15 protein-coding genes are annotated in these 17,135 nt (G+C 69.1%); 11 read left to right on the top strand and 4 right to left on the bottom strand.

Going from position 1 to position 17,135, the window contains the following annotated elements; genetic code table 11:
• The first annotated feature begins 162 nt into the window (after positions 1-162).
• From ugpB to ABAZ39_RS12315, 7 genes are all read left to right on the top strand, one after another.
• Positions 163-1,500, top strand: coding sequence for a sn-glycerol-3-phosphate ABC transporter substrate-binding protein UgpB (gene ugpB / locus ABAZ39_RS12345; RefSeq protein WP_038529732.1), 1,338 nt, complete (start codon positions 163-165; stop codon positions 1,498-1,500).
• A 139-nt stretch (positions 1,501-1,639) separates the two neighbouring features.
• Positions 1,640-2,524, top strand: coding sequence for a sn-glycerol-3-phosphate ABC transporter permease UgpA (gene ugpA, locus ABAZ39_RS12340; protein WP_038529730.1), 885 nt, complete (start codon positions 1,640-1,642; stop codon positions 2,522-2,524).
• Positions 2,521-3,393 carry a sn-glycerol-3-phosphate ABC transporter permease UgpE gene (gene ugpE / locus ABAZ39_RS12335; RefSeq protein ID WP_081862990.1) on the top strand — a complete coding sequence of 291 codons (873 nt, stop codon included), beginning with the start codon at positions 2,521-2,523 and terminating at the stop codon, positions 3,391-3,393. Before ugpA ends, ugpE begins: the two co-directional genes overlap by 4 nt.
• A gap of 3 nt (positions 3,394-3,396) precedes the next feature.
• Positions 3,397-4,470 carry a sn-glycerol-3-phosphate import ATP-binding protein UgpC gene (locus ABAZ39_RS12330; RefSeq protein WP_038529728.1) on the top strand — a complete coding sequence of 358 codons (1,074 nt, stop codon included), beginning with the start codon at positions 3,397-3,399 and terminating at the stop codon, positions 4,468-4,470.
• 86 nt (positions 4,471-4,556) lie between these two features.
• A complete protein-coding gene (gene gstA, locus ABAZ39_RS12325) occupies positions 4,557-5,162 on the top strand; it encodes a glutathione transferase GstA (protein ID WP_038529726.1) in 606 nt (201 codons plus the stop codon).
• 92 nt (positions 5,163-5,254) lie between these two features.
• On the top strand, positions 5,255-5,689 hold the full coding sequence (locus ABAZ39_RS12320) for a VOC family protein (RefSeq protein WP_038529724.1): 435 nt from the start codon (positions 5,255-5,257) through the stop codon (positions 5,687-5,689).
• A 188-nt stretch (positions 5,690-5,877) separates the two neighbouring features.
• Entirely contained in the window at positions 5,878-6,387 is a 510-nt protein-coding gene (locus ABAZ39_RS12315) for a hypothetical protein (protein WP_038529722.1), read from the top strand.
• 23 nt (positions 6,388-6,410) lie between these two features.
• Here ABAZ39_RS12315 and ABAZ39_RS12310 read toward each other — a convergent pair whose 3' ends face one another.
• Positions 6,411-7,847: a DEAD/DEAH box helicase gene (locus ABAZ39_RS12310; RefSeq protein WP_038529720.1), complete on the bottom strand. Its 1,437-nt coding sequence runs from the start codon at positions 7,845-7,847 to the stop codon at positions 6,411-6,413.
• Between the two features lie 465 nt (positions 7,848-8,312).
• Between ABAZ39_RS12310 and ABAZ39_RS12305 the strand changes: the two genes are divergently transcribed.
• Together ABAZ39_RS12305 and ABAZ39_RS12300 are read left to right on the top strand one after the other, a co-directional pair.
• Positions 8,313-8,783 (top strand): Fur family transcriptional regulator, encoded by a 471-nt coding sequence (locus ABAZ39_RS12305; protein ID WP_051657984.1) that lies wholly within the window; start codon positions 8,313-8,315, stop codon positions 8,781-8,783.
• Positions 8,780-9,004, top strand: a complete 225-nt coding sequence (locus tag ABAZ39_RS12300) for a hypothetical protein (RefSeq protein WP_014241688.1) — start codon at positions 8,780-8,782, stop codon at positions 9,002-9,004. Before ABAZ39_RS12305 ends, ABAZ39_RS12300 begins: the two co-directional genes overlap by 4 nt.
• A gap of 30 nt (positions 9,005-9,034) precedes the next feature.
• On the opposite strand, the gene ABAZ39_RS12295 is transcribed toward ABAZ39_RS12300, so the two are convergent.
• The 3 genes from ABAZ39_RS12295 to ABAZ39_RS12285 form a co-directional block, all read right to left on the bottom strand.
• Entirely contained in the window at positions 9,035-10,375 is a 1,341-nt protein-coding gene (locus ABAZ39_RS12295) for a DUF1329 domain-containing protein (protein WP_038529718.1), read from the bottom strand.
• 85 nt (positions 10,376-10,460) lie between these two features.
• The gene (locus ABAZ39_RS12290; RefSeq protein WP_038531405.1) at positions 10,461-13,445 is read right to left on the bottom strand and encodes a hybrid sensor histidine kinase/response regulator; all 2,985 of its coding nucleotides are present in this window, start codon (positions 13,443-13,445) and stop codon (positions 10,461-10,463) included.
• A gap of 10 nt (positions 13,446-13,455) precedes the next feature.
• On the bottom strand, positions 13,456-15,789 hold the full coding sequence (locus ABAZ39_RS12285) for a PAS-domain containing protein (RefSeq protein ID WP_038529716.1): 2,334 nt from the start codon (positions 15,787-15,789) through the stop codon (positions 13,456-13,458).
• Between the two features lie 237 nt (positions 15,790-16,026).
• Here ABAZ39_RS12285 and ABAZ39_RS12280 point away from each other — a divergent pair, with 237 nt between their 5' ends.
• Positions 16,027-16,332: an STAS domain-containing protein gene (locus tag ABAZ39_RS12280; protein WP_038529714.1), complete on the top strand. Its 306-nt coding sequence runs from the start codon at positions 16,027-16,029 to the stop codon at positions 16,330-16,332.
• A gap of 7 nt (positions 16,333-16,339) precedes the next feature.
• Positions 16,340-17,122 (top strand): ATP-binding protein, encoded by a 783-nt coding sequence (locus ABAZ39_RS12275; protein WP_038529712.1) that lies wholly within the window; start codon positions 16,340-16,342, stop codon positions 17,120-17,122.
• Positions 17,123-17,135: the final 13 nt, after the last annotated feature.

The raw sequence follows: 17,135 nt of genomic DNA, 5'->3' as shown, positions 1-17,135 counted from the left end.
TACGCAGGACCGACGTTGCAACCGCGAAGAGCGGATGCGGCGCGCCCCTGCGCGCGTGTTCCGGACACGTCACCAAATCTTCACAAGACCGTCGCGGGACCGCAACCCGCGCCCTGCATGTCAGCACATCACGCAATCGATTGGTTCCAGGGAGAGACCACCATGCTGACCCGCCGCAAGCTCGCCGTCTCGACGGCCGCCTTCGCGCTCGCCGCCGGTTTCACCGGCGCCGCCTACGCCCAGCAGAAGACCGTCGTCGAATTCTGGCACGGCCTGCCCCAGCCGCTCGGCGGCCAGCTCGAGCAGGTGGTGAAGGGCTTCAACGACAGCCAGGACAAGGTCCAGGTCAACCCGACCTTCAAGGGCAGCTATCCGGAGACGATGCAGGCGGCCATCGCCGCCTTCCGCGCTGGCAACGCCCCGCACGTCGTGCAGATGTTCGAGGTGGGCACCGCCACCATGCTGTCCGCCGGCCCGGCCATCAAGCCGGTGCACCAGTTGATGAGCGAGACGGGGTCGGGCTTCGACGCCGCGGCCTACATCCCGGCGGTCCGGGGCTATTACAGCTCCAAGGACGGCAAGATGATGGCCCTGCCGTTCAACAGCTCCACCACCATCACCTTCTACAACAAGGACGCCTTCCAGAAGGCCGGGCTCGACCCCAACAAGCCGCCGGCGACCTGGCCGGAGGTGGCCGATGCGGCGCGCAAGCTGAAGGCGGCGGGCGTGACCTGCCCGATGACCTTCTCCTGGCCGACCTGGACGCAGTTCGAACAGGTCGGCGCGCTCCACGACAAGCCCTTCGCGTCGGAGGCCAACGGCTTCGGCGGGCTGAACGCCACGCTGAAGATCAACGACCCGTTCTTCGTGAAGCATCTCCAGACGCTGATCGACCTGCAGAAGGAAGGCGCGCTGCGCTACGGCGGTCGCGACAACGCCGCGGACTCGCTGTTCCCGTCGGGCGAATGCGCGATGATCCAGGCGTCGTCCGGCCTGCGCGGGCGTATCATCAAGGAGGCCAAGTTCAACTGGGGTGCTGCGCCGCTGCCCTACTGGCCGGACGCCATCGCGTCGCCGAAGAACTCGATCATCGGCGGCGCCGCCTTCTGGGTGATGACCTCGCCCAAGCGCACCGCCGACGAGTACAAGGCCGTCGCCGCCTTCTTCAGCTACCTCGCCCGTCCGGAGGTGGACGCCAAGTGGCACATGGACACCGGCTACGTCCCGGTGACACTCCAGGGCTTCGAGCTGGCGAAGAAGGAAGGCTTCTACGACAAGAACCCCGGCGCCGAGGTGCCGGCGGAGCAGCTGACCCGCACCGCCACCACGGAGAACACCATGGGGCTGCGGCTGGGCAACCTGCCGGAAATCCGCAACATCATCCAGGAGGAGATGGAGAAGGCGTTCCAGGGCCAGCAGACCGCCCAGCAGGCGCTGGACAACGCTGTGAAGCGCGGCGACACGGTCCTGCGCAACTTCGAGCGCGCCAACAAGAACTGAGCGTAACTCCCTCTCCCCTCTGGGGAGAGGGCAGGGGTGAGGGGGATGCGCTTGTGCCGGACGCTCCGCGATGCGCAACCCCCTCACTGGCCCTCTGGGCCACCCTCTCCCCGGAGGGGAGAGGGTTGAAAGGGATTCCATGCAACGTCGCGTGATTTTCGACAACAGGGCGCTGCCCTACCTGCTGCTGGCACCGCAGGTGGCGGTGACGCTGATCTTCTTCATCTGGCCGGCGGCGCAGGCGCTGTGGCAGTCGGTGCATCTCCAGGACGCCTTCGGGCTGCGCAGCCAGTTCGTCGGGCTGGAGAATTTCCAGGCGGTGCTGAGCGACCCGAACTATCTGGAGACGGTCAAGACCACCATCATCTTCAGCGCGTCGGTGACCGTCCTGTCGCTGGCCTCCGCGCTGGGGCTGGCGGTGATGGCCGATTCGAAGATCCGGGCGGCGTCGGCCTACAAGACGCTGCTGATCTGGCCCTACGCGCTGGCCCCCGCGGTGGCGGCGGTGCTGTGGATGTTCATCTTCAACCCGGACATCGGCATCCTGGGCCGCGCGCTGAATAACCTCGGCTACGCCTGGGACTACCGGCTGAACGACGGGCAGGCGCTGACCATGGTCATCCTGGCGGCGAGCTGGAAGCAGGTCTCCTACAACTTCATCTTCTTCCTGGCCGGGCTGCAGGCCATCCCGCGCTCCGTCCTTGAGGCGGCGAGCATCGACGGGGCGGGGGCGGTGCGCCGCTTCTGGACGATCACCTTCCCGCTGCTGTCGCCGACGACCTTCTTCCTGCTGGTGGTGAACATCGTCTACGCCTTCTTCGAGACCTTCGGCACGATCCACGCCCTGACCCATGGCGGGCCGGGCAAGGCCACGGAGACGCTGATCTTCCGCGTCTACCAGGACGGTGTGGTCAACCACGACCTGGGCGGCTCCTCGGCGCAGTCGGTGATCCTGATGGTCATCGTCATCGCGCTGACCGCCATCCAGTTCCGCTTCGTCGAGCGCAAGGTGCATTATTCATGACCCGCGACCGCGACACCCCGCGCTCCGGCGGGCGCCTGATGGACATGGTTCCGCACCTGATCCTGATGCTGGGCGTCCTGATCTTTGCCTTCCCGATCTACGTGACGATCATCGGCTCGACCTGGGACGCCGCCACCATCGGGCGCGGCAACCTGCCGCTGACGCCCGGCGGGGAGATGCTGAACAACTACGCCTCGGCCTGGAGCGAATCGCAGGGCAACCGCGTCATGCACACGCCCGTGCGCATCATGATGTGGAACAGCCTGGTCATGGCGCTGGTCATCGCGCTGGGCAAGATCGCCATCTCGATCATCTCGGCCTACGCGGTGGCCTTCTTCCGCTTCCCGCTGCGCATGGTCTTCTTCTGGATGATCTTCATCACGCTGATGCTGCCGGTGGAGGTGCGCATCATCCCGACCTACGAGGTGGTGGCCAACCTCGGCCTGATCGACAGCTACGCCGGGCTGACCATCCCGCTGATCGCCTCGGCCACGGCGACGCTGCTGTTCCGGCAGTTCTTCCTGACCATCCCGGACGAGCTGGTGGAGGCCGCGAAGATCGACGGGGCGGGGGCGCTGCGCTTCTTCCTGGACGTGGTGCTGCCCCTGTCGCGCACCAACATCGCGGCGCTGTTCGTCATCCTCTTCATCTACGGCTGGAACCAGTATCTCTGGCCGCTGCTGATCACCAACAGCGCGGAGATGGAGACGGTGGTCATCGGCATCACCAAGATGATCGGCAACGGCGAGGCCGCGACCGACTGGAACCTCATCATGGCGACGACGGTGCTGGCCATGCTGCCGCCGGTGGCGGTGGTCGTGCTGATGCAGCGCTGGTTCGTCAAAGGCCTTGTGGACAGCGAGAAATAAGAAATGGCAACGGTCGATCTGAATCGGGTCCGCAAGTTCTACGGCTCCGTCGAGGCCATCAAGGGCATCGACATCAGCGTCGCGGACGGGGAGTTCCTCGTGCTGCTCGGCCCGTCGGGCTGCGGCAAGTCCACGCTGCTGCGCATGGTCGCCGGGCTGGAGAGCATCACCGGCGGCGAGATCGCCATCGGTGGGCGGGTGGTCAACGGGCTTGAGCCCAAGGACCGCGACATCGCCATGGTGTTCCAGAACTACGCGCTCTACCCGCACATGAGCGTGTTCGACAACATGGCCTACGGGCTGAAGATCCGCGGCCTGCCCAAGGCGGAGATCCAGGCGCGCGTCGCCAAGGCCGCGGAAATCCTGGAGCTTGGCCGCTTCCTCGACCGCCGGCCCAGCCAGCTGTCCGGCGGGCAGCGGCAGCGCGTCGCCATGGGCCGCGCCATCGTGCGCGAGCCCGCCGCCTTCCTGTTCGACGAGCCGCTGTCCAACCTGGACGCCAAGCTGCGCACCCAGATGCGCGTCGAGATCAAGCGGCTCCAGGATCGGCTGGGCATCACCAGCCTCTATGTGACGCACGATCAGGTGGAGGCGATGACGCTCGCCGACCGCATCCTGGTCATGAACCACGGGGTGGCCGAGCAGGTCGGCACGCCGCTGGAGGTCTACCAGCGCCCGGCCAGCCTGTTCGTGGCGGGCTTCATCGGGTCGCCGCCGATGAACGTGCTGGACGCGCGCTTCGACGGTGCCGGGCAGGCGGTGGCGCTGCCCGGCGGCACCGCCTTCCTCCTGCCGCGCCCACGCCCCGACATGGCCGGACGGCCGGTCAAGCTGGGCGTGCGCCCTGAGCATCTCGCTGTCACGCCCGGCGACGGGCCGCTGATCGTCACGGTCGATCTGGTGGAGGCGCTGGGCGCCGACACGGTGGTCTACGGCCGCCTGCCGGACGGGGAAGCGCTGGTGGTCCGAGTCGCCGGCCTGCCGTCCTGCCGCGAGGGCGAAACCCTGCGCGTCGGCGCGCCACCCGACGCCCTGCACCTGTTCGACTCGGAGAGCGGACGGCGTCTGGCGGATTGAACGGGGTGGGGCGGTTGCAATCGCCGGTGCCCCGTGTCCCACTGTCGATCCGTCATGTCCCGCCGGAAACAAGGATAAGAAACGTCATGAAGCTCTACCTGAAGCCGGGCGCCTGCTCGCTGTCGCCGCACATCGTCCTGCGCGAAAGCGGCCTGGCCTTCGACGTCGCGGCCGTCGACCTCGTCGCCAAGAAACTGGAGGACGGCAGCGATTTCCTGGCCGTCAACCCGAAGGGCCAAGTGCCGACGCTGGCCTTCGACGACGGCGCCGTCCTGACCGAGGGCGCCGCCATCGTTCAGTGCATCGCCGACCGTGTGCCGGAGAGCGGTCTGCTGCCGGCCGTCGGGACGATGGAGCGCTACCGCGTGCTGGAGTGGCTGAACTTCATCGGGACGGAGCTGCACAAGACCTTCAGCCCGCTGTTCCGCCCGACCACGCCGGACGCCTTCAAGGACATCGTCAAGCAGACGCTGACCGCCAAGTTCGCGGTGGTGGAGGCCGGGCTGGCCGGCAAGGATTACCTGACGGGCGACCGCTTCACGGTGGCTGACGCCTATTGCTTTACGGTGCTGCGTTGGGCGCCGCGGGTCGGCCTGCCGCTGGACGGTTGCCCGAACATCACCGCCTACATGGCCCGCGTCGCCGCGCGCCCGGCGGTGGCTGCGGCGCTGGCGGCCGAAGGGATCGCCTGACTCACCTGTTCGATCCCGAGACAGGCTGGTGATTGCCCGAGTAGACTGCTCGGGCAATCACCAGCAGGGAGGGGGCGAAGACCCCGACGAGCATGAGCGCAACCGACCGCAAACCCGTTCCGCCCTTCCACCTCGCCTTCCCAGTCCGCGACAAGGAGGAGGCGCGCGCTTTCTACGCCGGCCTGCTGGGCTGCGGGGTGGGGCGTGAGTCCGACCGCTGGATCGACTTCGACCTCTACGGCCATCAGGTGGTGGCGCATGTGACGGAGGATGCCGGGACCCGCGCCACCAACCCGGTCGATGGCGAGGACGTGCCGGCCAGCCATTTCGGCGTGATCCTGGATTGGGACGACTGGCACGCGCTGGCCGACAAGCTGAAGGCCGAAGGCGTGCGCTTCCTCATCGAGCCGCAGATCCGCTTCAAGGGTCAGGTGGGCGAGCAGGCCACCATGTTCTTCCTCGACCCGAGCGGGAACGCCCTGGAGTTCAAGAGCTTCCAGGACATGGGACAAATTTTCGCGCGGTGACTCCGGCATCAATGCTTTGACGCCATCGGCATTTCATTCACCCCGGAAGGGAAGATCCGGCCCAGGCCGACGGTCCGTTTTTCCCCTCGCCTCGGCGAAAGCCCATGTTTCCGCGTCATCGGAATGGCATGGAAGCTGCTAATGGAAAATTGCCGAAGCAATTTTTCCGGTCAACCGTGAGGTGTCCCATGAGCAGCCTGCCCGCCGCCGCGCCGGGATTTGAATCATCAAGAGCGTACGCGCTGAACGGCGGCGTGGTCACCCGCTTCTCCGCGGCGACCAAGGCCAGTCCGGAGATGATGGCGCGCGTCGGGGTCGGCAATTCCGCCTTTCAGCAGCAGATGAGGATCGCGGCGGACCCGAACGCCGTGGACCCGGCAGTCGCGGCGCGCGGCCGCGCCGTGCAGGCCCACACCGTGTTCCGGCAGGGCGGCCAGGTCGTCGCCGCCGTCTGGCGGGACGAGCAGACGCAAATGAGCAACGGGCTTGCGGCGCGGCTGGACTGGAGCGCGCTGGAGCGGCAGACCGCCGCCCCGTCCGACGCGCAGCGGCGGGACGTGATCGCCGCGGCCATCACGAAACAGCTCGGCGGGGGCGTCCAGGTCCAGCGCTACGGCGACAGCGGTGCCGCGCCGACCCGTGGCGCGCTGATCGACGAGCAGGCTGTGGCAAACCGGGCGGTGCGCGACGGGCGGTGAGCCCGCCGCGCACCCGACAGACTTCAGGCCGCGGACCGCTTGTTCCCGCCCGGCTGACCGCCGTGCGGAGCGGGGCGGCGGTTGTGGCGGTTCTGCTGGTTGGCCGACACCTTGGCCTTCAGCGGCTGGTCGCCGGTGGCGCCGGCAACCCGCGCGCCCTGCGGCGCCGGCGGCTTCGCGCCGTGGGCCTTCGGTGCCTGAGGCTTCTGGCCCTGCGGCTTGTTGCCGCCGGCCTGCTGCTGCGGCTGACCGCGGCCCGGACGCGGCTGCTTGGGCGCCGGCTTCGGCGGCTTGGCGGAGGAGGCGTGGATCGCCGCCACCACCGACGCGTGGTAGGGATGGTCGTGGTCCGCCGGAACCGGCTGGCGGATGGTCTTTTCGATGGCCTTCAGATAGGCCACCTCCTCGGCGTCGCAGAAGGATACCGCGCTGCCGTCGGTGCCGGCGCGGGCGGTGCGGCCGATGCGGTGGACGTAGCTCTCCGGCTCGTTCGGCAGGTCGAAGTTGATGACGTGCGTGATGCCGTCGATGTCGATGCCGCGCGCCGCGATGTCGGTCGCCACCAGCGCCTTCAGGTCGCCGCTGCGGAAGGATTCCAGCGCGCGGACGCGGGCCGACTGCGACTTGTCGCCGTGGATCGCGTCGGCCGGGACGCCGGCCTTCTTCAGATGGTCGGCGATGCGGTCAGCGCCGTGCTTGGTGCGGGCGAAGACGATCGTCCGCTCCATGGCGCCCTCCTGGAGGAGGTCGGCGAGCAGGCGGCGCTTGTCGGCGCGGTCCACGAACAGCACGCGCTGGGCGATGCGCTCCACCGTGGTGGACTGCGGCGCCACCTCGATCCGCTCGGCGTCGGTCAGGATGCTGTGCGCCAGCTCGACCACGGCTTCCGGCATGGTGGCGGAGAACAGCAGGGTCTGGCGCTGCTTCGGCAGGACCGCGACCACCTTCCGCACGTCGCGGATGAAGCCCATGTCGAGCATGCGGTCGGCCTCGTCCAGGACGAAGATCTCGATCTGGTCGAGCACGCACTGCTTCTGGGCCATCAGGTCGAGCAGGCGGCCCGGAGTCGCCACCAGCACGTCGGTGCCGCGGGCCAGAGCGGCGACCTGCGGGCTCTGCCCGACGCCGCCATGGATCACCGTGCGGCGGATCGGCAGGTGCCGGCCGTAGGTGCGGAAGCTCTCGCCGATCTGCAGCGCCAGCTCGCGCGTCGGCGTCAGGATCAGCGTGCGCGGCGCCTTGGCCTGCACGCGCTTCTTGTTCTGGAACAGCCGCTGCAGGATCGGCAGGGTGAAGGCGGCGGTCTTGCCGGTGCCGGTCTGGGCGAGGCCGAGCACGTCGCGGCCCTCCAGAAGAACGGGGATGGCGCCGGCCTGGATCGGCGTGGCGGTCTGGTAACCCTCTTCGGCGACGGCGCGCAGAAGGGGCTCGATCAGGCCGAGGCCACTGAATTCGGTCATACGGGGAGGGTCCTGGTCACGTGAACAGAGGCTGCACCTGGGCCGTGCCCGGACTCTGCCGGGGGCGGCGTGGCTTGGGGCGCTCCGCCGCGGGAGTGCGCGGAGCCATCAATTCACCGTGGGAAGGCGCAAGTGGCGCCGGTACCGGGACGACGAGGAGCCGGCAGCCCCAAAGCAAAATCGACCGGACACACATAGGCGGTGGGGCGGCTTTTGGCAAGCAAACAAGGGCCTTGGCCTCGTTCCGGACCGGAAATGTCCCTATGTCGGCCGTCCTTGGCAGGAGACAGTGAGGGGAGGGTGGCGCCGTCGCACCGGGCGTGCGGCCTTTTGCCGCGTTAATTCCCGGACAAAAAAACGGGGTATAGGATTGCGAATGAATTTCAGTATTATGATGCGCGCTGCAGCATGGCGCCCCGGATCACGGGATACGGCGGCGCAACGGATGGCAAAGGCGGTGGGGCAATGACGTCGCGTCTCGAATCCTTGTGCCTGGAAAAGGGACTGAAGATGACCGGCCAGCGCCGGGTCATCTCCCAGGTCCTGTCGGAGTCGGAGGACCATCCCGACGTGGAGGAGGTCCACCGCCGCGCCGTCCTGATCGACCCGCGCATCTCCATCGCCACGGTTTACCGCACCATGCGCCTTCTTGAAGACGCGCAGGTGATCGAGAAGGTGGACCTGGGCGACGGCCGCGCCCGCTATGAAGAGGCGTCCACCGACCATCACCACCACCTGATCGACACGCGCAGCGGGCGGATCATCGAATTCGCCAGCCCGGAGCTGGAGGCGCTGAAGGAGCGCATCGCTCGGGAGCTGGGCTACCGCATCGTCGGTCACCGGCTGGAAATCTACGGCGTTCCGCTCGACAGCGTGTCTCTCGACGGCGGCGACGCGCTGGACGGCAACTCTGGGCAAGGCGGGGAGCGTCGATGAAGAGCATGCGCTGGCTGACGATCGACCCCTACCCCGCGGTGAGCCTGAATTGCCGCGACGCGGTCCAGCGCTGCTACGCCGGCCTGTGCGACTGCGGCCAGCCGGAGCGCTACGCGCTGGAGGCGGCGGTGACCGTCTTCCGCTACCACCATCCCGAAACCCCGCCCTTCCAGGCCGAAACCATCGTCAGCCAGTGGGTGGCCGGCCCGGTCCGGCACTGACCTCCCGCCGGCCGCCTCACCCCAGCCGCCTCACCAGCGCCGCCGCTTGCGCTCCAGCGTGTCGGGGGCGAAGTCCTCGGGCCGCAGGGTCTTGGCGAAGTCCGGCGGGGCGAGCTGGTTGTCGAGGCCGCTCACCACATAGCGGTCGCCCGTGAGATCGTAGGTGATCTCCAGCGCCGGGGCGAAGACGGGCAGCTGGGGATAGGCGATCCCGTGCGCTTCCGCGTAGCGGACCAGATCGCCCTTGGCGTCGTAATGGTCGGCCATGACGATCTGCCAGGTGTCCTCGTCCAGATAATAGGTGCGCTCCGGCAGGGCGTGGCGGAAGTTGGGCTTCACCCGCGCCTCGACGATCCACACCCGGTGCATCTCGTAGCGCATGAATTGCGGGTTGGGGTGGCCCAGCCACAGGAAATCCACCGGCGCCAGGCCGGGCGTGTTCATCCGGTTGGCGTTGTAGGGCACATACATCTCCCGCCGCGTCACCAGCGCGAAGTCGAAGCGGTCGAGCGGGCCGCTGAACATGTCCAGCATGTCGGCGGTGCGGATGCCGCCGCTGGCCGGGTCCGGCGTGTCGTAGACGAAGTCGGGCGCGCGGACGGGCTTGCCGGTCTCCCCCTGGCGGAACCAGGCGGCGAAGCCGGACTGGATCGGGTTCAGCGTGCCGTGCAGCAGCAGGGTGGTTCCGGCCTCCGCCTTGGGCATCAGGGTGGTGCGGCGGTAGTGGAAGGGGCGGCCGCCGTCGATCCCGGCGGCGTAGCTGGACTGCCAGTCCTCGCGGTAGACCGCCGCGGTGTGGATGCCGCCGGATTCCGGCAGGATGGTGGCGCCGGTGCGGCTGAAGAAATTGCCGCGCCAGCGCAGGATGTGGTTCCACATCGCCTGCACGCCGTTGGCCGGGATGGGGAAGGGCACGCCCACCCGCGCCCCGCTCAGCGCCAGACCGTTCTCGCCCAGCCGGGCGCGCTTGGCGTTCTCGATCGATTCGTCGTAGACGCGCTGGGGGGCGGCGGCGCTGCGGCGGCTGGGGAAGACCGGAATCTCGAAGGACGGATACTTGGTCAGCATCTCCTGGAGGCCGGCGGACAGGCGGACCTTGTAGCGGTCGATGTCCGCCGGTCCCACAGTGAACCAGCGCCCATCCTCGTCGTAGGGATCGGGCAACGGGGTGCCCGGCTTCCAGCCGCCGGGGGCTTGGGTCAGCCCGCCCTTCCAGGCCGGAATGGCCCGCGTCCGGCTGGCGTCGCGCACCGCGCCGAAGGGGGTCAGCTCCTCCCCCAGGGCGGGAACCTTCTCCTGCGCGGCGAGCGGGGCCGCATAGGGGAGCACCGGCAGGGAGAGCAGCAGGCTGGAGAACTGGCGGCGGTTCATGCGCGTCTCGCGGCGTGGCGGGTTGCCGGGACGATACCCCAATCGGACGCCGGTTCGAACGGACAAAGGGGGTTCGGGTGGCCGTTCAGGAAGGCGGTGCCGCGGCGATGAAGCGTTCGACCTCCCGCATCGCCTGCTCCAGCGTTGCGGCCAGCCCGGTCACCCGCTCCCAGGGGGCGTCCTGCATCACCGCCTGCTCCAGCGCCTGCGCCGCGTCGCCGAGGGGCGTCGCCCCGGCGTTGCGGGCGCATCCCTTCAGATTGTGGGCGCCGGCGCGGATCGCCGTTCCGTTCCGCGCGGCGACGGCGGCGACGACCTCATCGGTGATGTGGCGGCCAATGCTGACGAAATCGTTCAGCAACTCGTCCATCAGCGCCCGGTCGTCATCGCAGAGCCGGCGCAGCACATCCGCGTTGACGGGGGGCAGGTCCATCGTCGGGTCCTCCGGTGGCTGAGAGGAAAGGCGCGGCGCTGCCGGGGCCGATACGGAAGGCGGCAGGAAGCGGGATAGCGCCGCGTCGAGTTTCATCAAGTCCAGGGGCTTGCTCAACGCCTCGTCCATGCCGGCCGCGCGGTAACTCTCGATGTCCGCCGGGGCGGCGTTGGCGGTCAGGGCGACAATCGGCAGATGGGCGCCGGTCGCGCGCTCCGCCGCGCGGATGCGCCGGGTCAGCTCGAACCCGTCCACCTCGGGCATCTGGATGTCGGTCAGCAGCAGGGCGTAGCGCCGCCGCCCCAGCGCGGCCAGGGCCTCCGCACCGCCGTTGGTCAGCTCCGCCGTGTGGCCCAGCGAGGTGAGCTGCATCTGCAGGACCTTCCGGTTGATGGCGTTGTCTTCCGCCACCAGGATCAGCCGCCCGCGGGCTTCGGCCTCGGCGATGACGCGCTCCGGGCTCAGCGGGGCCGGGGCGCAGGGCGCGTCGGGCGGCGGGCCTGCGGCTGGTGGGGCGTCCGGCACGGTGCGCCCGGCGGCCTCCGCCACCGCGCGCACCAGCGGGGTGCGGCGGACCGGGCGGCTCACCGGGACCGATCCGTCGGCGGGGCGGTTGCCGCATCGGGGAACCACAGGTGCCGCCGGGTCCTGCAGCAGAACCGTCGGCACCCGCGGTTCGCCGATGCGGCGGCCCAGCAGCTGCGGCGCCTGGGCGGCGGCGGGGGTGTGCAGCGCCTCGTCGACCACCACGACGTTCAGCGCGCCGCTGGCTTCGCAGGCCGTCCGGGCCTGTTCGGCCAGGGCGCCCGGCTCCCCGGCGGCCAGCACCCGCGCCCCGGCGGCCTCCAGATAATCGGCGACGATCCGGCGCTCCACCGTCTCCGGCAGACCGACCAGGACGGTCAGGCCGGCAAGGTCCGGCTCCGCCATCGCCAGGGGGGCCGTCGCCGTCGGGGCGGCGGGCGAGGCGATGGCCGCCGCGGCGTCCAGCGTCAGCTCCACCCAGAAGGTCGAGCCCGCCCCCGGCGCGCTGTCCACCCCGATCGCCCCGCCCATCAGCGCGACCAGCCGCCGGCAGATCGACAGGCCCAGCCCGGTGCCGCCGAAGCGCCGGGCGGTCGAGCTTTCCGCCTGGGTGAAGGGCTGGAAGAGCTGGCGGCGCGCCGTCTCGGAAATGCCGATGCCGGTGTCCGCCACCTCGATGCGCAGTCGGGTGCCGCTACAGGTGCCCTCGCCCGTCCACGCCGCCAGGGTGGCCTGCACGAGGATGCGCCCGCGTTCGGTGAACTTGATGGCGTTGCCGCACAGGTTGAACAGGATCTGGCGCAGCCGCACCGGATCGCCGGTCAGCGCCGGCGGGATCGCCGGGTCCACGTAGGTCAGCAGCGCCAGCCCCTTGGCCCGCGCCGCCGGGGCCAGCGTGTCGGCCACCCCTTCGACCAGAGCGGGGATGGAGACGGGCACCTGCTCCAGGTCCATCTTGCCGGCCTCGATCTTCGAGAAGTCGAGGATGTCGTCGATGATCCGCAGCAGCGAGGTCGCCGATTCCCGCATGGTCGCCACGGTGTCGCGCTGCCCGCCGTCCAGCGGCGTGCGCTCCAGCAGCTCCAGCATGCCCAGCACGCCGTTCATGGGCGTGCGGATCTCATGGCTCATGGTGGCGAGGAAGGCGGACTTGGCGGCGGTCGTCTGTTCCGCCTGCTCCTTGGCGCGTTCCATCTGGTGCTCGGCCAGCTTGCGCCGGGTGATGTCGTAGACCCAGGCGAGATGGACCGGGCGGCCGTCGAGCAGCGTGGGGTCCACCGACACCAGCGCCCAGAAGACGGAGCCGTCGGCCCGCCGCACCCGCACCTCGGCGTCGCGCAGCGAGCGGCGGAAGAAGGTCCAGTGCGTTTCGTGCGCCTCGGTGTTGTCCGGCTTGATGAACAGGTCGGCGATGGAGACGCCGACCAGCCGCTCCTTCGGCACGCCCAGCAGATGGACCAGCCGGTCGTTGCACATCACGAGGACGCCGTCGTGGGTGTAGGCGCAGACGCCGACCGGGCTCGATTCCAGGATGGCGCGCATCTGCTCGCGGCTCTGCCGCAGCTCCTGCGTGCGCTCGGCCACCTTGGTCTCGATGAAGCGGATGTGGTCGTAGGCGCGCAGCGCCGCGATCACCGCGGTGAACAGCCCCTCCGCCGACAGGTCGGCCTTCGACTTGTAGTCGTTGATGTCGCAGCCGACGATCACGTCGCGCTGCGGCGCCTGCCCCGGCTGGCCGGTGCGCAGGATGATGCGGACGTCCAGATTTCCCAGCGTTCCGCGGATCCAGCGCACCAGCGTCAGACCGGCGTCCTCCTCCTCCATCACCACGTCGAGCAGGATGATGGCGATGTCCCGACGGTTGCGAAGCACGGCGCGGGCCTCGGCGGCGGAGCGGCAGCCGATCAGTTCCAGCCGGCGGCCCTGGAACGCGACGTCGTCCAGCAGAAGGGCGGTCATGGCGTGGACGTCGTCCTCGTCGTCCACCACCAGGACGGGCCAGGGCAGGGCTCCGTCGCCGTCTCCGCCGTCCTCGTCGGCGAACAGGATGTCGTCGTCCGGGTTGGGGTCCGAGTTGGGGCCGGTGTCGGGCATGATCAGCTCGTCGGTCATGCTGCGTCCGTCATGCTGCATCGGTTGCCGGACCCTTTCCGGCGGCGCCGGCCGTTCGGGGGGCGGTTACGGGAATCCGCAGGAGGAAGCTGGTGCATCCGCCGGGGGTGTCGGGGGTGGGCATGGCGGGGCGTGGGCTCTCCACCGAGATCCGGCCGCCCAGCGATTGCGTCACCAGGTTGAAGACGATGTGGAGGCCGAGTCCGCTGCCCCCGGTGCCGCGCTTGGTCGTGAAGAAGGGTTCGAAGACCTTGGGCAGATTGTCCGGGGCGATGCCGACCCCGTCGTCGGCGAAGCGGATGTCCAGCTCACCGTCCGGCAACGCCTCCACGATCAGCGCCATCGTCCCCTCCCGCCCATCGGGGAAGGCGTGGGTCAGCGCGTTGATGACCAGATTGGTGATGACTTGGCTGAGCGCGCCGGGATAGCCGTCCATGGTGATGCCGTCCGGGCAGGCGACGGTCATCCGGTGCGGGCTCTTGCGCAGGCGCGGACCCAGCGAGGTGATGATCTCGTCCAGATAGGAGCGCAGGTCGAAGCGGCGGCGCTCCTGGCTGGTCTGGTCGACGGCGACGCGCTTGAAGCTCTGGATCAGTTCCGCCGCGCGGGTCAGGTTCTGCTCGATCAGGCGGGAGGCCTCGCCCGCCGCCGCCACATAGCCGGTCAGGTCGGATTTCTTCAGGCTGCCCGTCGCGAAGGCCTCGGTCAGCGTTCGGGTCTTCGAGGCCAGATGGGTGGAGCAGCTGTAGGCGATGCCCACCGGCGTGTTGATCTCATGCGCGACGCCGGCCACCAGCAGGGCGAGCGAGGCCATCTTCTCCGCCTGGACGAGGCTATCCTGGGTCTCTTTGAGGTCGGCGTAGGCGGTCTCCAGCGCCTCCATGGCGTGGAACACCTCCTCGGCGGAGCGCGCCTCCACCGTCACGTCGGTGAAGGTGCGGACGAAGCCGCCCTCCGGCAGGGGGTTGGAGCGCACCTCGATGATCGTGCCGTCGGGCCGCCGCCGCTTGAAGGCGAAGGGCAGGTCGGGGACCACCGCGGTCTCGTCCAGCTCCAGGTCGGGATCGATGCTGAAATCCTCAAAGGCGCCCTGGGCGCGCTGGCGCTGGATGATCTCGGGGAACAGCGGGTTGCCGGCCAGGAAGGCCGCCGGCACGTCGAGAAGCTCCGCGGCGCGGCGGTTGGACATGACGACCCGCAGGTTGCGGTCCACCATGATGATGCCCTGGTCGGTGTTGTCGAGCGTGATCTGAAGGACGTTCCGCTCGCGCGCCAGATCCCGTTCGGCCTGCATGCGCTCCGTCACGTCGGACATGGTGCCGGTCAGGCGGACGGCCGTTCCCTCGCCGTCGCGCAGGGCGGTCGCCCGATCCTCGATCCAGCTCCAGCCGCCGTCGCGGCGGCGCATGCGGTAGACGGTGGCGTAGGCGCTGTCCTTGTCGCGCACCCGGCTGCGGGACTCCGCGATGACCCGCCGCCGCTCCTCCGGGTGGATCAGCGATTCCCAGGTCCGCGCGGTCATTTCCAGCTCCGCCGGGCCGTAGCCGAGCAGGGCGGGAAACTCCTTCGACCACCAGTACTGGCCGGTCCGCAGGTCGTAGTCCCAGACCGAGGAACGGGTCGCGGTGATGGCCAGCCCCAACCGCTCCTCGCTCTGGCGCAGGGCGGCCTCCTCCTCGTCCAGCCGGGTCAGCATGCCGTTGTAGGCGGCGATCACCCGCCCCAGCTCGTCGGCCGACGACCAGTGCACGGGCTGGCGCAGATGCTCCTGCTCCGCGGTGCGGATCGAGGCGATCAGCCGGCCCAGCGGCACGCCGATGGTCAGCCGGTGCGCGGTCAGGGCGGTGACCAGCGTGCCGACCAGCATCAGCAGCACGAGCCACAGCGTGTTGACCATCTCCTGCCGGATCTGCTCGTCCACCGAGGCGTAGCTGAAATGGAGCGTCAGCGTGCCGAGCCGGCGGTTCTGCACCTGGATCGGACGGCGCACCGTCTCGCGGCCGGCGACGGGACGGCAATCGGCGTCCGGCCATGCGAAACGGCCGTCCGCCAGCTCGTCCGCCACCTCGATGCACAGAAGCTCGCGGTTGACGGAGATCGCCTGGATGATGTTGCGGATGGCCGGCACGTCCACGGCCCACAGGCTGGAGGACAGGGCGACGGCGTTGATCTCCGCCACCGCCTCGATCCGGTCGCGCAGGGCGCCGCGCAGATCCTTGTACTTGCCGTAGAAGAAGATCGAGGAGAAGCCGAGCGTGGTCAGGAGCAGGATGGGAATCAGGATCAGCAGGAATTTCGCCGACACCGTCGGCACCGTCTTCCACGCCTGCTCGATCACCGTCATGAAGGGGTATCCCGCTGCGGGGTCGCATGACCGGGGCGGAGCGGCGGCACGGCGCCGCCTTCACCGGCCATGTGGTTGTACTATCAACCGATGCCGTCCGTCTACGGCGTGTGAAGCGTGAAAATTCTTCCTATGGTCGATAAAATTGACGGAATGTATACTTGAAGCTTGAGGGGGGATCGGCCTTGCACTACTGTTCGCGGGAGCCGCTTGCGCGGTGCAACACAAGAGGATGTCATGAATTTCCAGGTGCGCCGGTCCTCTGAAACCATTGAGGTGCTGCTGAGCGGCCGGTTGGAGTTCACCGACCATGACAGCCTTCCCGACATCGTGGAGCTGCTCAACGGCGAGGGCACGCGCCGCTTCATCCTGGACATGGACGGGCTGACCTTCATCGATTCCGCGGGGATCGGCATGCTGCTGATCCTTCAGGACGAGGCGGAGCAGCGCAACATCAAGCTGATCCTCCGCAAGCTGCAGGGCGATGTGCTGCGATCCATCGACCTCGCGCGGATCGGCGAAGTCGTCGCCATCGAGCGGTGAGCGGGCAATGGACGGTTCCCCCGCCTGTCTTCCCCCCGGTCCGGCCGGCGCCGTGCGCCCCTTCAGCGTCGTGCGGGATCGCGTGCCGGCGGAGATCGCCGCGCGGGTCGCCGCGCGCCTCGGCCTGAACGAGGCCGCTGCAGGCGTCGGAGACGCCCTTGATGGCCGGGCCGCCGCCGCGGTGCTGCTGGCCCAGGCCGACCGCGACATCCTGCGCGGCGCCTTCGGGCTCAACCGTTTCCTGACGGTGGAACTGACGGAGCGGGAGGAGGGGACCGGCGCCATCGACGCCGACTGGCTGGGCGCCCCGCCGGTGGAGCAGGGATTCTACCTGTCGCTGACCACCGGCACGGCCTATGGCCTGCAATGCGCGGTTCTGGTCTGCGACGAGCTGACCCGGCGCGGCGTGCTGGCGCCGGAGCGGCGCGGCAACGTCGAGCTGTGCCTGCACGAGGCCATCGCCAACGCCATCGTCCATGGCAATCTGGGCATTCCCAGCGCGACCAAGGAGCAGCCGGAGGGCTACCGGCTGTTCAGCCGGCTGCTCCGCGAACGGCTGGGCGACGGGACCGTGCGGCAGCGACGGATCGACATCTTCGCGCGCTGGACCGCCGACAGCCTGTCCATCGCGGTGGTCGACCAGGGCAACGGGTTCGACGCCGCGGCCCTGCCGCAGGACACCGACAGCGGCGCCCATTCCGGCCGCGGCTTCGTGTTCATGCGGGCGCTGGCCCGGCGCATCCACGTGACCGACGGCGGGCGCTGCACCCTGCTGCAGTTCGACCTGTGACGGACGGGCGGGA

It is taken from the genome of Azospirillum argentinense (assembly GCF_000632475.1).
GTDB lineage: Bacteria > Pseudomonadota > Alphaproteobacteria > Azospirillales > Azospirillaceae > Azospirillum > Azospirillum baldaniorum.
This window is presented reverse-complemented; position numbering and strand designations above follow the sequence as displayed.